General features: G+C 62.3%; 4 protein-coding genes. All 4 read right to left on the bottom strand.

Translation table 11 applies throughout. The features are described 5' to 3' along the window. Nucleotides 1-103: 103 nt before the first annotated feature. Genes NB231_RS03535 through NB231_RS03550 form a run of 4 tightly spaced genes read right to left on the bottom strand, consistent with a single transcriptional unit; the run spans nucleotide 104 to nucleotide 17,004 of the window. On the bottom strand, nucleotides 104-4,795 hold the full coding sequence (locus NB231_RS03535) for a non-ribosomal peptide synthetase (protein ID WP_004999805.1): 4,692 nt from the start codon (nucleotides 4,793-4,795) through the stop codon (nucleotides 104-106). Next, entirely contained in the window at nucleotides 4,792-7,962 is a 3,171-nt protein-coding gene (locus NB231_RS03540) for a non-ribosomal peptide synthetase (protein ID WP_040661716.1), read from the bottom strand. The genes NB231_RS03535 and NB231_RS03540 overlap by 4 nt, the downstream gene beginning before the upstream one ends. 16 nt (nucleotides 7,963-7,978) lie before the next feature. Next, entirely contained in the window at nucleotides 7,979-9,034 is a 1,056-nt protein-coding gene (locus tag NB231_RS03545; protein WP_040661719.1) for a TauD/TfdA family dioxygenase, read from the bottom strand. Then, the gene (locus NB231_RS03550) at nucleotides 9,022-17,004 is read right to left on the bottom strand and encodes an amino acid adenylation domain-containing protein (protein ID WP_004999810.1); all 7,983 of its coding nucleotides are present in this window, start codon (nucleotides 17,002-17,004) and stop codon (nucleotides 9,022-9,024) included. Before NB231_RS03550 ends, NB231_RS03545 begins: the two co-directional genes overlap by 13 nt. Nucleotides 17,005-17,007 lie beyond the last annotated feature (3 nt).

The raw sequence follows: 17,007 nt of genomic DNA on the forward strand, positions 1-17,007 counted from the left end.
ACCTCGCACGCCGGACTCAGGCCTACATGAGTGGAGGCCCCGTCTGATCGAACTTCAAACATATATGCAAAGTATTCGCGTTTTTAAAGAGATTGCCTACAGATTAAGGCTGGGCCAACGATTGGCCGGACAGGACCAGCCCGCTCGCATGCCGGTCTGTGCAGTGTTCGATCAAAGCCACCAGCTCCGCCCGGTAAGCTTCAATCAGGCCCTGGACGGTAGCGGGGCAATACCTCGCTTTACTGAAGCTCCAGGTCAGCTTTAGCTCGCCACCGTATACTCGGCCATTGACCTCTAGCCAGTTCGTCAACGGCGCATCTTCGCTCCGTCCACTCCCGCCACTCTCCGGGGCCGGCACGAACAGCCCCCCTTCATCGAAGCTCTGATCGAACTGACCTAGATAATTGAAGGTGATCCGCGGCGGCGACAGTGTCTGCAGCTGGGCGCGCACCTGCGGTTCGCCGAGGTATCGAAGCACACCGTATCCCAGCCCTCGGTTCGGAACGCTTCGTAGCTGCTCCTGCACGGCCTCAATCGAGTCCGCTATTGCCCCTCGCGGGGTCAGGCGAACTGGAAACGCCGTGGTAAACCAGCCCACCGTGCGGCTTACGTCAATGCCGAACAGGTCTTCCCGCCCGTGTCCTTCCAGCTCCACCAGCACCGATTTCCGCTTACCCCAACGGCACAACACCCGCGCCAGGGCCGCCAGCAGCAAATCGTTGATCTGTGTGCCATAGGCCGCAGGCGCTTGTTTGAGTAACTGCCGGGTTCGTTCACGATCCAAACGCAGGCTCAGATTGCCGGCGTGCTTGACGAGATTCTCCCCCCAGGGTCGATCTTGCGGCAGATCCTCGATACCGCCGCCGAGTTGAGCCATCCAATAGGGGAGCTCATCTTTCAAGGATTCGCTGCACGCATACGTCGTCAGCTTCTCCGACCATGTCTTGAAAGCGCTGGTCTTTGCCGGAAGGTCGATCTCCTGGCCCGCCAGCAGCTGGATGTGCGCTGTCTGCAAATCTTCCAGCAGAATCCGCCAAGACACGCCATCCGTCACCAAGTGGTGAGCCACCAGCAGCAATCTTGCCGTGCCATCCGGCAGGCTTATATGGACGCCCCGCAACAGCGGTCCTTGGATCAAACTCAGGCTTCGCTGAGCCTCATCGGCGATGCGTCGGATCTCCTCCGCATCCCTGGCCTGCTTGACCCATAACAGTAGTTCGGCTTGCCACCGTTGCCGCTCATCTTCCAGACTTACATGGCTTTGGATCCACCTCCCGCCCGCCTGTCGATAACGCAATCGCAGCGCATCATGGTGCACGACCAACTGGCGTAGGACGTGCTCCAGGCTCGAAGGATCCAGCGCCTCCCACATCTTCAGCAGCACCGATTGGTTCCAGTGGTGGCGTTGCGGTATCTCCATTTCAAAGAACCAACTCTGAATCGGCGTCAAGGCCACCTCACCGGCAACTGGACCTTGGTCAATTGCCGCCTCTTTTGCAGGCTGCGCCACGCGAGCCAGTGCCTCCAGCGTCTGATGTTGGAACAGGTCCCTGGGAGCAAGCCCGATACCGAACCGGCGGGCACGGCTGACCACCTGAATGATCAGAATCGAATCACCTCCCAGCTCGAAGAAGTTATCCGTCATGCTGATGCGTTTGACGCCGAGCAGTTCTTGCCAGATGCCGGCGAGCTGGTGCTCCAATTCGGTTTGTGGCGCCACGTAGTCGCGGCTTTCCCACTCGGGCTCGGGCAGCGCCTTGCGATCGAGCTTGCCGTTGGGGGTTAGCGGCAGCTGCTCCAGCACCACGATTTGGCCCGGCACCATATACTCGGGGATCGCCTCTTTCAGATGCGCCTTCAGGGCATCGCCCAGCCCGGCGCCAGCCTCCAGGGCCGTGGGAACGACATAGCCAACCAGGTGCTTGCCGCTGGGCGCCTCCCGCACCACCACCACGGCCTCGCGCACCCCTTGGTGCTCCAGCAATCGCGCCTCAATCTCGCCCAGCTCGATGCGAAAGCCGCGCACCTTTACCTGGTGGTCGCTGCGCCCGACGTACTCGAGCACCCCGTCGGCGCGCCAGCGCGCTAGATCACCGCTGCGGTACAGCCGCTCCCCAGGCGTCTGGGCATACGGATGCGGCACAAAAGCCTGCGCGGTGCGCGCCGGATCATGCAGGTAACCGCGCCCGACCCCGGCTCCGGCAATACACAGCTCCCCCGTCACGCCAACCGGCACCGGCTGCAGCTGCCCATCGAGCACATAGAGCCGAGTGTTGTCCGTAGGCCGGCCAATGGGCAGATGAACCGTGCCCGACGCCGGGCCTTCCCGCAGCGTATGCAGCGCCACGTCGTCCGAGCACTCGGCCGGTCCGTAAGCATTGACCAGCGGAATGTGCGGATAGCGCCGGAACCATTGGCGCGCCAACTCCGGGGCCAGCGCCTCCCCGGTCGGCAGCAGCCAACGCAGGCCCTTGAGCTCCACCGCCTCCTCTGCCAGCATGCCCTGGATCAGCGAGGGCACGCTCTCCAACACAGTAATGCCCGTGGCATTCACATGCTTCAACAAGGCCATCGGATCGTGGGCGATCGCATCGGGCACGATTTCGACCCGCGCCCCGCACAGCAAACCGGTGAGAAACTGCCACACCGAGATGTCAAAGCCCGCCGCGGCCGTCTGGGCAATCACGTCCCCTTCGGTAAGCCCCAAATAGGGAACCTTGCTCAGCTGGTTATTGAGCATACCCGCCTGCTCGACCATGACCCCTTTGGGCACACCCGTCGAGCCAGAGGTGTAGATCACGTAGGCTAGATGATGGGGGCCGGTGCGAACCCCAGGATCATGCACCGGCCAATCTTGCCCGGACAGCGCTTCCAAGGTGAGCCAGATCGGCCGCCGCTCGGCGGGCAGTTCGGCCAGCGCTTGCTCCAGTACCGCGCGCAGACACTCGGTGCTCACCACTACCCGCGCCCGACTCAAATCCAGCATCTGGGCCAACCGGCGCACCGGTTGACGGGGGTCCAGCGGCAGGTAGCCGCCACCGGCTTTGAACACTCCAATGATTAGGCCGAGCAGCCCCAGACCCCGCTCGGCAAATAATGCCACTACATCGTCCGGCCTGACCCCCGCCGCGATCAGCCCATGACCCAACCGGTTGGCCTGGGCGTTCAACTGCCCGTAGCTCAGGTCCTGCCCCTGGCAGCTCGCCGCCAGCCGCTGCGGATGCTCGGCTACGCGATCCTCGAACAATCCGACATAGCCACGCGCAAAAGGATAGACATGTTGCGTCCGGTTCCACTCATCGAGGAGCTCGAAGCGCTCGGCCTCCGGCAACATCGGCAACTCACCCACTCGGCGCTCGGGATCCGCCAACATCGCCCGCAGCAGCTCACACCAGTGCCCCGCCAGACGCGCCACCGTCGCGTGATCGAAAAGCTCCGTGCGATAAGTCAGCGCCGCACTTAACCCCCCGCCTTCCTCCAGCGTGTCCAGCGTGAGATCAAACTGCGTGCTGCCAACCTCCCGCGACAACGCCTCGATGCGCAGCCCCCGCAGTTCGATCGACGCCGCCGCGCTGCGCGCCTGATGGTTGTACATCACCTGAAACAGCGGGTTGTGGCTTAGGCTGCGCGCCGGCTGCAGCGCCTCCACTAGCTGCTCGAACGGCAAATCCTGGTGCGCCTGCGCCCCCAGCGCCGTCTCCCGCACCCGCCCCAGCAACTCGACCACGCGAACACCACCGTCGAGCGGCGTGCGCCACACCTGGGTGTTGACGAAAAAACCAATCAGCCCCTCGGTCTCCACTCGGTGGCGATTGGCAATCGGCACCCCCACCCGCAGGTCGCCCTGCCCCGTGTAACGATAGAGCAGCACTTTGAACGCCGCCAACAGCAGCATCGGCAGCGTAACCTCGTGCGCCCGGGCCAACGCCCGTAGCCGCTGCACCAGCTCCGCCTCGAGTGCAAAATCGTAGCGCCTCCCCCGCTCGCTCGGAACCGCCCGGCGCGCTCGATCCGTGGGCAGCTCCAGCACCGGGTGATGCTCACCAAGCTGCGCGCGCCAGTAAGCGAGCTGGCGCTCCCCCTCACCCGCCTCCATCCACTGGCGCTGCCACAGCGCGTAGTCAGCGTACTGAATCGGCAGCGCCGCCAACTCCGGCGCTTCCCCCTGGCGGTACGCCGCATAAGCGCGCGCAAACTCCTCTACCAGCACCTCCATCGACCAGGCATCGCAGACAATATGGTGCAGCGTCACCAGCAGCACATGCTCCCGTGCTCCCAGCCGCAATAGCCGCACCCGCAGCAACGGTCCACGCTCCAGATCAAACGCCCCACCGGCCTCGGCTTCAGCGAGCTCAATCACCCGCCGCTCCCGCTCCTCGACCCTGGCGCAAGCTTCTCCGAGGTCCTCCCGGTCCAGCTCTATCGGAGCCGGCAGTTGAACCGTCTGAATCACCTCCCCGCTTGTCCGGTGAAACGTCGTCCTAAGCACCTCATGGCGCTTCACCAAAAAATCAAATGCCTTACCCAGTGCGCCGATATCCAGCTCACCTTTTAGCCTTATCGCACCGGGAACATTGTAGGCACTGCTCTGCGGCTCCAGCTGCCACAAAAACCATAACCGACTCTGGGCGTAGGAAAGCACGCGCGTGTGGTCCTTCCCGGCAATGCCGGAAGGAATGGGAAGCAAGGAGAAATCGATGTCTTGCTTCCGCAATTGCTGAAAGAAAACGCGCTTCTTTTCCGGGGATAGATCAATAAACCGCTGCGCCAACCCCAAAGCAGCATCCATCGTCATCGCGCTTCCAGCTCCGTTAGAAGTGCATCAAGCCGGTCGGTTTTCTCATCGGTCAGACCGGCCGCCTCGGAGGCCTCGATACTCTGCGCGAGCTGCTCCAGGGTGGTGCTCTCGAAGATGCGCCGCAGCGGCACGGCGACCCGTAGCTCCTTCTGCACACGCGATACCACCTGAGTCGCCAAAAGCGAATGGCCACCAAGGGCGAAGAAGTCGTCGTACACCCCTACCCGATCGAGCCTGAGTACTGCCTGCCAGATTTCGGCCAGCTTTGCTTCGGTCGCGCTCCTCGGCGCGACATATTCCTGCTGCGCCTGGCCTATATCCGGTGCCGGCAGCGCATTGCGATCCACTTTGCCGTTGGGCATGAGTGGCAGCCGCGTGAGCCATACATACCAGCCGGGCACCATGTGCTCGGGCAGCCATGTCCGGAGATACCCACCCAACTCATCCCGGTACGCCGCCTGCACCTGCCCACTGGCTCGCGCCAGATCGGAGCCCACCGGCACCACATAGGCCACCAGCCGCATATCCCCCGATGCGTCCTCACGTGCCGTTACTACGGCTTCACGCACAATATTTTGCTCCCGTAGCCGCGCCTCGATCTCGCCCAGCTCAATCCGGAAGCCCCGAATCTTCACCTGGTGGTCAATCCGACCGACGTATTCGAGCACCCCGTCGGCACGCCAACGCCCCAGATCACCGGTACGGTACAGTCGCTCCCCGTCCTCCCTTGCATAGGGATGAGGCACAAACCGCTCCGCCGTCAGCGCAGGTCGGTGGCGGTAACCGCGAGCGAGCCCCCGCCCACCGACGTAGATTTCCCCGACCAGGCCCGTAGCGACCGGTTCGAGCTGAGAATCCAGCACATAAATCTGCATGGACGGGGTCGGCTTGCCGATGGGAATACGATCATCGTAGACGTGAGGATGAATATTCCATGCCGTGCACCATACCGTGCCCTCGGTCGGTCCGTATTCGTTGACCAGCCTGGTGTCGGACAGCTTCTCAAAGTGCCGGGCCGGGAGATCGCTCGAACACGTTTCACCAGCCACGATCGCGCAGCGCAGACCGGTCGTGCCGAGGGCATCCAGAATCTGGTCGTAAAAGGACGGCAGAGTCAGCACATGCGAGACGCCGTGCCGGGCCACTCGCTCGGCGATTCGGTTGGGGTCCTTGCGCTGCCTATCGTCGAGGAGACACAGCTTTCCTCCTTGAGCTAGCGTCCAGAAAATCCCCGCAACGGAGCTGTCGAAGGAAAACGAGGACAATAGCAAAAAGCCAGCAACTTTCTCCTGATAAAAAGCCAGCCGCGCAACCGTTGAGGCCACAGCATTGGCGTGGCTCACCATCACGCCCTTCGGTTGGCCGGTCGACCCGGACGTATAGATGAGATATGCCAAATTAAAAGAGTCTACTGTCGGCGCAGGAGTCGTGCTGTCGCACCGTTTGATCGATGACTCCGTATCGAGGTAGATAACCTCGACGTGCTCCTCGACAGTAAGCCTCTGCGCGAGAGTCTCGCTAGTTAAAATGCAACGGGCGCCGGAATCCTGCACCATGAACGCGCTCCGTTCGGGAGGGTAGCTCGGGTCCAGCGGCAAATAGGCACCGCCTGCCTTCAGGATACCGAGCAAGGCCACGATCACCTCCACCGGGTTACCCAGACAGACACCGACCACATCCTCTGGGGAGACGCCACGTTCGCGCAGAAAATGAGCCAACCTGTTTGCACGCCGATTCAGTTCGGCGTAACTGATCTCTACATCCTCGAATACGAGTGCGATGGCGTCGGGCGAACGCCCGGCCTGGAGTTCGAAGAGTCGATGGAGAAACACGGCATCAGGGCACTTTCTATCATCACCGGCGCTGAACTCGCGCAGAACCCTGCTGCGCTCCTGAGCGCCCAGCAGACCAATCTGCTGCAATGCCCGATCCCAATCGCTGCCGGCGTTCTTTATAAAAACCAGAAACTGTTCGAGCCATACGGCCACGGTCTCTTTAGAAAACGCCTGGACCGCATAGGCTATACGGAACGTCTGCTCGGCTCCCTCGCTCGAGTACTCGAGGCTCAGCTTATCCAGCCCCCCATCGTCGCTATTGAGCCGGGTGAGGAGTGAGCGAGCGGCGCCCTGTTCCCCCTGTTTGAATTTGAAACCGAACGGATAGCGAAACGACGGCCCTCCACTTTTGCTATGGCGCCGAACACTGCTTTGAAAACAGTCCTTCCATGTAAGGCACTCGTCGATCTTGATCTGGAGCGCCTGCATATTTTCGCGCAACGACAGCTGCGGCTCGATCCGGCAGACAACCGGCAAAGTATGCGTGAATCGGCCCATTGTTCCAGCAAGCTCCGGATTGCGCTCGTCGGCCGCAAACCCGACCAGAATCTGGTTCTGCTGCAGCAGCTTGGAAAGAAAGGCCGCCCATAGGGAGAAAAGGACGCTCCGCGTGGATGCGCCCAGGTTGGCTGCGATCCGACCGGCGGCCCGGCCGGCTTCCGGATCGGAGGCCTCGATCCGATCGATCTGGGAAACGTCTTTGGAACGCCTCTCCAACGGCAGCTGCTGCTCGAGCAAAACCGGATCCAGGAGAGCGGCTCGCCAGAACGCCTCGCCCTGCCTACCGAAATCGCTTTCCAGCAGCTCGTTTTGCCACTCCGAGTAATCGACGTACTGCAGTATCTCCGATGCCGGTTGGTCTGCGCCGGCGCAAATATCACGCAGCTCAACAGCAAACTGCTCCAGAGCCGTCTCGTCCGCGTTGCAAAGCGGCACAGCGACGACTACCCGGGTTCCGCCATTTACTCCCCGCAACAACGTGAGGCTCAGCACCGGCCCGGACGCAACATCGATTATCTCTCGGAAAGCATTCCAACCTTCATCTTCCTCCGAAGCATCGATGATCTGGAAAGAATAAAGCGGGGCCGGAGAAATGACCTGGATCGGAAATTTCAATCCCGGGATCTCCTGATATGTCGTACGCAGGATCTCGTGCCGACGGCATAGCTGCTCGACCGCCATGCGCAACCGATCGACCTCGATTTCTGTTCCAAAATCGATCATGCCGATCGCACATGGCGTCTTGCCGAACGCTTTTTGTACCTCGATTACGCTCACCTGCTGAGAAGACAACCGAAATCCTTCGACTGACGTTGGCCGAATGTCCATCACTTCTCCTTAATCCTTAATCGATCTCAAGCTCGGCGCTTCGAAAGGCTTCCGCCATGGCGGTCAAAATCCGCCGATATCCCGTGAATTCGTTGCGGGCATGCAAGGTCAACATGTTGTCCAACAGCAGCACATCGCCCTTCTCCCAGGGGAATTCCACCATCGAACGACGATACGCATCCTGCAAATGCAAGATGACCTCATTCTCTATGGGCGCACCGTCGCCATAAAATGTGTTCTGCGGCAGGTCTTTCTCGGAGAATTCGGCGCGCAGGCCGTCACGGACCTTCTCCGGCAGGCTCAGCCAGTGGAAAAAGGTCCCATGATTGAACCACACCGCCTCACCGGTCCGCGGGTGCCTGACGATGGCGGGGCCGATCTGTCTCGTGCGCAGGCGATCGCCGGATTTCCACTCCACCTGGATGCCGACACCGCGGCAATAGGCCTCGACCTCCTGCCTGTCTTGCGTCTGGAACACGGTCTGCCATGGCAGACCCATGCCATCCCCGTAGTTGCGCACGTACATAATCTTCTTGCGGGCGAACTGATCGCGCACCTCCGGGTCGATGCGCCGCAGCAGGGAGCGGGTATCGCCAAGCGGCGTTTCACCCCCCGTGGCCGCCGGGGTGTCGCAATAGAAATACAACCGCAGCGGGAAAACCGGGGAATAGGAATGCTCATTATGGGGAAAGATTTTTTCATCGGCCGGATAGTCCGTCGATGTGTAGATATTGAAGCTTTTGTCGATCTGGGTGCGTGGTGAGGCCCTGAACAGATATTGGAGGGCGCCGCCTGAAATCGCATCGATACAGGCATTGAACTCCGCGACATCGGCAACACCGAATCCTCGAAACAGGACTGCGCCGTGCCGACACAGGCGGCTTTCGATCTGTTCGCGATGTTGCCACCCCCAGTCGGCGAGGCTTACGCCCGCTACGGCGGGCTTGCATGCCAGCGGCAGCGAGCCCTGCTCGATCAGAGGATCGAAGGTGACCAGTTCCGGCTGACCAGCGGAGATGGTTTTACGTGCACCCGTACCGATCGGAGGCTTTGTAGGCTTCATCGTTTCCATGGCATTTCTCCAACATCTGCTGCCCCCACCCATGCATTACTGTCGTCATTCGTCTCTGATTCCAGTCGAATTTGCGAAATCGCGCGTCGCTTGATCGGGTGCAGGGTGCGCATCAATTCAGATTGCTCTTGCATTGCTTTCTTATGCATTGCCTGTTGAATTTCACTTGCGACAGCCTGTAATTGATCCACTTCGACGTCGGGCTCCACAACCAAACGTTGCAGCACGGCCAGCGTCTGCCTTCCGATACATACAATCGTTTTCTTTTCGAATAGATCGGCCGAATATTCAAAATTCACCTGGAGCCGCTCGCCTGTGGCGGTAAAACTCGCCACCAAGTCGAGCTCGGCAGCCTGCCTAGCGATCGGAAACTCCTCCGTCACCAGATTCGGCAGCATTGGCGTCAAACCCGGAATTTCCTGATAAATCAGCTTGACCGTAAAAAGCGGCGCCCTTCCCGAGCGCCGCTCTGGGCGCAGCGCCTCCACTAGCTGCTCGAACGGCAAGTCTTGATGCTCAAAAGCACCGAGGGTGGTCGATCGCAAGGAGCGCAGAAAATCGAGCATCTTGGGCGTGACAACGCTGACTTTTAAGACCAGTTGGTTGACAAAAAATCCGACCAAGGACTCGATTTCAGGCCTGTTACGGTTAGCGACATCAGTGCCGACGAGAAACTCCGACTGCCGGGAGTTCTGCTTCAGGACGATCGAAAACGCCGCGAGCAGCAGCATGAACAGTGTGACGTCGTGCGCTTGCGCAAAGGCCTTTAGCCGCTGGGTTAGTTCGGAATCGATCGTAAATCTGTGGTTTGCTCCGCGATGACTCGGCAGCGCCGAGCGCGGTCGGTCGCTCGGCAGCTCAAGTGATGGATGGTGCTCCCCTAGCTGGGCCCGCCAGTAGGCCAGCTGCCGTTCGCGCTCGCCGGCCTCCATCCACTGACGTTGCCACAGCGCGTAATCGGCATATTGGATTGGCAATGTGGGTAGGCGAGGTTCTAGCCCCTGGCTATAGGCCTCGTACAAGGCAGCGAACTCGCCGATCACGAGGTTCATCGACCAGCCGTCGGAGACGATGTGATGCATCGTCACCAGCAATACATGATCCTGCTCGGCCAGCCGCAAGAGCTTCACCCGCACCAGCGGGCCCGCCTCCAAGTCGAACGGCGCCTTCGCTTCCGCTTCGGCCGATGCCCTTGCCGCGGCGTCGCGATCGGCTTCGGGATAGACGCCTAGATCCTCTAACGCGATTTCGACCGACGTCGCTTCGTTGATTATCTGATACGGTTGCCCGTCTTCGCCCCGGAAGGTGGTGCGCAGTCCCTCATGCCGTTTGAGCAGGGCATTGAAGGTATGCTGCAAGGCTTGAGTGTCCAGCCTCCCCTTCAAGCGCATTGCTCCGGGCATGTTGTACGCCGCGCTCTGCGGCTCCAGCTGCCACAAAAACCATAACCGACTCTGGGCGTAGGAAAGCGGCAAAGGCCGGTCGCGGCCGACGGCTTGAAGTGGCGGCTGGCAGCTCTTCCGGCCTTGCGCCACCATCTGCTGCACACGCTCGGCAAAACTGCCTAGAGCGCTCGCCTCGAACAGCACCCGCAATGGAAGCTCGATTTCGAGAGCCTTCCTAGTTCGCGACACGGCCTGGGTCGCCAGCAATGAATGTCCGCCGAGAGCGAAAAAATCATCCGTCATGCTGATGCGTTTGACGCCGAGCAGCTCTTGCCAGATGCTGGCGAGTTGGAGTTCCAGCTCGGTTTGTGGCGCTACGTAGACGCGGCTTTCCCACTCGGGCTCGGGCAACGCCTTGCGATCGAGCTTGCCATTCGGCGTCAGCGGCAGTTTCTCCAGCACCACCAGCTGTGCCGGCACCATGTACTCGGGCAGCGCTTCCTTTAGCTGCGCTTGCAGCTCCTCGGTCAGGCCGGCTCGCCCCGGCGCAACCGTGGGGACGACATAGCCAACCAGGCGCTTGCCACTGGGCGCCTCTCGCGCCGTCACCACCGCCTCGCGCACCGCCGGAAGGGACTCGAGCGCAACCTCGATCTCAGCCAGTTCGACCCGAAAGCCCCGCAGCTTCACCTGATGATCGATCCGGCCGACGTACTCGAGCACCCCGTCGGCGCGCCAGCGCGCCAGATCACCGGTGCGGTAGAGCCGGCTGCCCGGACCAGCACCCGCTAGACCCGCCTTCGGAAACGGATTGGGCACGAAAGCCGCAGCGCTCAGCGCAGGCCCCTGCGCATAGCCCCGCGCCAGACCGGCCCCGCCGATGTACAGCTCCCCCACCACCCCCGGCGGCACGGGCTCGAGCCGGGCATCCAGAACATAGAGCCGAGTGTTGGCGATCGGCCGGCCAATCGGGATCACAGCGGCATCGACGCATTCGACCGGCCAGGCAGTGGACCAAACCGTCGTCTCGGTCGGTCCGTAGACATTCAGCAAGCGCACCCCACGCGCAAGCAACCGCCCCGCCAGCTCGCCCCGCAGCGCCTCCCCGCCGCAGAGCACGCGCAGCCCCGCCCATGCCGCCGCCTCGTGCTCAACCAGCATTTGCCAGGTCGCCGGCGTGGCCTGCATCAGCGTGATCCCATGCCTCTGCATCAGCCCGAGCAGCGCCGCCGGCTCCAGCGCCTGTTCACGCCTCGCCACCACCACGCAGGCTCCTTGCACCAAAGGCAAAAACAGCTCCAGCCCAGCAATGTCAAAGCTCAGCGTCGTCACCGCAAGCAGGCGATCATCGGATCCTAGACGGATGCGGTCCTGCATGGCGTGTAGAAAATTAACGAAGGCTTCGCGTTCGACCTGCACGCCTTTCGGTCGGCCGGTCGAGCCCGAGGTATACAGAACATAGGCCAGCTGCCGCGGGTGCACAGGCAGGTCAAGGTCGCGATCCGATAATTCGGCAAGCGTCTTGTCGAGTCCCTCCAGGGCGGTTACGCGCTCGGCCCCCTGCAAGGCGGGACGCAGGGCCTCGCGCGTCAGCACCAGCACCGCAGCCGCGTGCTCAAGCACATACGCGTTGCGGGCGCGGGGCAAAGCCGGATCGATCGGCAGATAGGCCCCACCGGCCTTATGGATCGCAAGCAGCGCAACCAGCAACGCCGGTTCGCGCTCCAGACAGACCCCTACCACGCTGTCGGTACCTACCCCCGCAGCGCGCAGCCAGCGCGCCAGACGGTTGGCCCGGCAATTGAGCTCGCCATAGCTCAACTCCGTCGCACCGAATACCGCTGCGACCCGCTCGGGAACCTCATGCGCACGGCGCTCGAACAAACCAACGTAGCCACGATCAAAGGGATAGACGCACTCGGTTGCATTCCATCCAGCGAGCAGCTCAAAACGCTCGGCCTTCGGCAACATCGGCAACTCACCCACTCGGCGCTCGGGATCCGCCAACATCGCCCGCAGCAGCTCACACCAGTGCCCCGCCAGACGCGCCACCGTCGCGTGATCGAAAAGCTCCGTGCGATAAGTCAGCGCCGCACTTAACCCCCCGCCTTCCTCCAGCGTGTCCAGCGTGAGATCAAACTGCGTGCTGCCAACCTCCCGCGACAACGCCTCGATGCGCAGCCCCGGCAGTTCGATCGACGCCGCCGCGCTGCGCGCCTGATGGTTGTACATCACCTGAAACAGCGGGTTGTGGCTTAGGCTGCGCGCCGGCTGCAGCGCCTCCACTAGCTGCTCGAACGGCAAATCCTGGTGCGCCTGCGCCCCCAGCGCCGTCTCCCGCACCCGCCCCAGCAACTCGACCACGCGAACACCACCGTCGAGCGGCGTGCGCCACACCTGGGTGTTGACGAAAAAACCAATCAGCCCCTCGGTCTCCACTCGGTGGCGATTGGCAATCGGCACCCCCACCCGCAGGTCGCCCTGCCCCGTGTAACGATAGAGCAGCACTTTGAACGCCGCCAACAGCAGCATCGGCAGCGTAACCTCGTGCGCCCGGGCCAACGCCCGTAGCCGCTGCACCAGCTCCGCCTCGAGTGCAAAATCGTAGCGCCTCCCCCGCTCGCTCGGAACCGCCCGGCGCGCTCGATCCGTGGGCAGCTCCAGCACCGGGTGATGCTCACCAAGCTGCGCGCGCCAGTAAGCGAGCTGGCGCTCCCCCTCACCCGCCTCCATCCACTGGCGCTGCCACAGCGCGTAGTCAGCGTACTGAATCGGCAGCGCCGCCAACTCCGGCGCTTCCCCCTGGCGGTACGCCGCATAAGCGCGCGCAAACTCCTCTACCAGCACCTCCATCGACCAGGCATCGCAGACAATATGGTGCAGCGTCACCAGCAGCACATGCTCCCGTGCTCCCAGCCGCAATAGCCGCACCCGCAGCAACGGTCCACGCTCCAGATCAAACGCCCCACCGGCCTCGGCTTCAGCGAGCTCAATCACCCGCCGCTCCCGCTCCTCGACCCTGGCGCAAGCTTCTCCGAGGTCCTCCCGGTCCAGCTCTATCGGAGCCGGCAGTTGAACCGTCTGAATCACCTCCCCGCTTGCCCGGTGAAACGTCGTCCTAAGCACCTCATGGCGCTTCACCAAAAAATCAAATGCCTTACCCAGTGCGCCGATATCCAGCTCACCTTTTAGCCTTATCGCACCGGGAACATTGTAGGCACTGCTCTGCGGCTCCAGCTGCCACAAAAACCATAACCGACTCTGGGCGTAGGAAAGCGGTAAAGGCCGGTCGCGGCCGACGGCTTGAAGTGGCGGCTGGCAGCTCTTCCGGCCTTGCGCCACCATCTGCTGCACCCGCTCGGCAAAACTGCCTAGAGCGCTCGCTTCGAACAGCACCCGCAATGGAAGCTCGATTTCGAGAGCCTTCCTAGTTCGCGATACGACCTGGGTCGCCAGCAATGAATGTCCGCCGAGAGCGAAAAAATCATCCGTCATGCTGATGCGTTTGACGCCGAGCAGCTCTTGCCAGATGCCGGCGAGCTGGTGCTCCAATTCGGTTTGTGGCGCCACGTAGTCGCGGCTTTCCCACTCGGGCTCGGGCAGCGCCTTGCGATCGAGCTTGCCGTTGGGGGTTAGCGGCAGCTGCTCCAGCACCACGATTTGGCCCGGCACCATATACTCGGGGATCGCCTCTTTCAGATGCGCCTTCAGGGCATCGCCCAGCTCGGCGCCAGCCTCCAGGGCCGTGGGAACGACATAGCCAACCAGGTGCTTGCCGCTGGGCGCCTCCCGCACCACCACCACGGCCTCGCGCACCCCTTGGTGCTCCAGCAATCGCGCCTCAATCTCGCCCAGCTCGATGCGAAAGCCGCGCACCTTTACCTGGTGGTCGCTGCGCCCGACGTACTCGAGCACCCCATCGGCGCGCCAGCGCGCTAGATCACCGCTGCGGTACAGCCGCTCCCCAGGCGTCTGGGCATACGGATGCGGCACAAAAGCCTGCGCGGTGCGCGCCGGATCATGCAGGTAACCGCGCCCGACCCCGGCTCCGGCAATACACAGCTCCCCCGTCACGCCAACCGGCACCGGCTGCAGCTGCCCATCGAGCACATAGAGCCGAGTGTTGTCCGTAGGCCGGCCAATGGGCAGATGAACCGTGCCCGACGCCGGGCCTTCCCGCAGCGTATGCAGCGCCACGTCGTCCGAGCACTCGGCCGGTCCGTAAGCATTGACCAGCGGAATGTGCGGATAGCGCCGGAACCATTGGCGCGCCAACTCCGGGGCCAGCGCCTCCCCGGTCGGCAGCAGCCAACGCAGGCCCTTGAGCTCCACCGCCTCCTCTGCCAGCATGCCCTGGATCAGCGAGGGCACGCTCTCCAACACAGTAATGCCCGTGGCATTCACATGCTTCAACAAGGCCATCGGATCGTGGGCGATCGCATCGGGCACGATTTCGACCCGCGCCCCGCACAGCAAACCGGTGAGAAACTGCCACACCGAGATGTCAAAGCCCGCCGCGGCCGTCTGGGCAATCACGTCCCCTTCGGTAAGCCCCAAATAGGGAACCTTGCTCAGCTGGTTATTGAGCATACCCGCCTGCTCGACCATGACCCCTTTGGGCACACCCGTCGAGCCAGAGGTGTAGATCACGTAGGCTAGATGATGGGGGCCGGTGCGAACCCCAGGATCATGCACCGGCCAATCTTGCCCGGACAGCGCTTCCAAGGTGAGCCAGATCGGCCGCCGCTCGGCGGGCAGTTCGGCCAGCGCTTGCTCCAGTACCGCGCGCAGACACTCGGTGCTCACCACTACCCGCGCCCGACTCAAATCCAGCATCTGGGCCAACCGGCGCACCGGTTGACGGGGGTCCAGCGGCAGGTAGCCGCCACCGGCTTTGAACACTCCAATGATTAGGCCGAGCAGCCCCAGACCCCGCTCGGCAAATAATGCCACTACATCGTCCGGCCTGACCCCCGCCGCGATCAGCCCATGACCCAACCGGTTGGCCTGGGCGTTCAACTGCCCGTAGCTCAGGTCCTGCCCCTGGCAGCTCGCCGCCAGCCGCTGCGGATGCTCGGCTACGCGATCCTCGAACAATCCGACATAGCCACGCGCAAAAGGATAGACATGTTGCGTCCGGTTCCACTCATCGAGCAGCTCAAAGCGCTCGGCCTTCGGCAACATCGGCAACTCACCCACTCGGCGCTCGGGATCCGCCAACATCGCCCGCAGCAGCTCACACCAGTGCCCTGCTAGACGCGCCACCGTCGTCGGCTCGAAGAGATCGGCGTTGTACTCCAGCTCGCAGTGGGCCTTAGTGCCGGTGACGACGACGTCGAGGGTCAGGTCGAACTTGGCACTGGTCTCAGCCACGGCGATCGGCTCCACTGCCAATCCAGGCAAGCTTAGCGCCACGGGTGCTGCCTGCATATGCAGATCGAACATCACCTGAAACAGCGGACTGCGGCTCGGGTCTCGCTCTAACGACAGGCGGTCCAGTAGCAGTTCGAAGGGCAACTCCATATAATCCAATGCCGAGCGCACCTCTGCGCGCAAGCGTCGGCACAGCGCCTGAACCGTCAACCCTGGCGTAAGTCGGGCGCGGTATACCTGGGTATTGACAAAGAAACCGACCAGCTCCTCGAGCTCCCAACGGCCGCGCGCGGCATTGGGTACTCCGATTGCAAACTCTTCCTGACCGCTGTAGCGACTGAGTAGGATCTGCCAGGCCGCCAACAGCACAACAAAAGGCGTACACCCCTCCGCACGGCAGAACTCCTGCACGAGCTGAATCAGCGTCGAGGGCAGCAGGAAACGTATGCTCCCCCCCCGGGACGTCTGCCGGGCGGGTCGCGATCGGTCGGTCGGCAATTCGAGCCCAGGCAGATGTTCTCCCAGGTAATCCCGCCAATAGCCGATGGCGGCTTCGAGCGGCGCACCTTGCAAACACTCGCGCTGCCAGATCGCATAATCGGCATACTGCACCGGCAACGGTGGCAGATTCACGTCAGCCTTACCCACCAGCGCCGCGCGATAAGCGGCCGCCAAATCGCGCGTCAGTACGGGATTGGACCAGGCATCGGAGACGATATGGTGCAGCCCGAGCAACAGCACATGCTCCTCGTCCCCTAGGCGCAGCAAGGTCGCCCGCAGCAGCGGCGCCACGCGGAGATCGAAGGGATGGTCGGCTTCGGCCTGTATTCGGTCTTTAAGGGCTTGCTCGCGCACTGCCTCGGACAGTGGCGAAAGATCTTCCCGCACTAGCGTGAATGGCACTTCGGGTAACACGATCTGGCGTGGCTCGCCATCGCAATCCTCGAAGTAGGTACGCAGAATCGCGTGGCGCGCAATCAGGGCGCGGAAAGCGCATTCGAGCCCATCGGCATCCAACACCCCGCGCAGGCGTAAGGCGCGCGTCAGATTGTACGCAGTCGCTTCCGGCGCGTAGTGTTGCAGAAACCAAAGCCTTTGCTGAGCAAAAGACAGCGGCGCCGGCCCATTGTCCTGCCGCGGCCGGATTGTATCGGCCGCGGGCACCTCATCAGTCCGCAGCAGCGCAAGTAGTACCTCGTCCTGAGTGATCATGCT

The sequence above is a fragment of the Nitrococcus mobilis Nb-231 genome, assembly GCF_000153205.1.
Lineage (GTDB): Bacteria > Pseudomonadota > Gammaproteobacteria > Nitrococcales > Nitrococcaceae > Nitrococcus > Nitrococcus mobilis.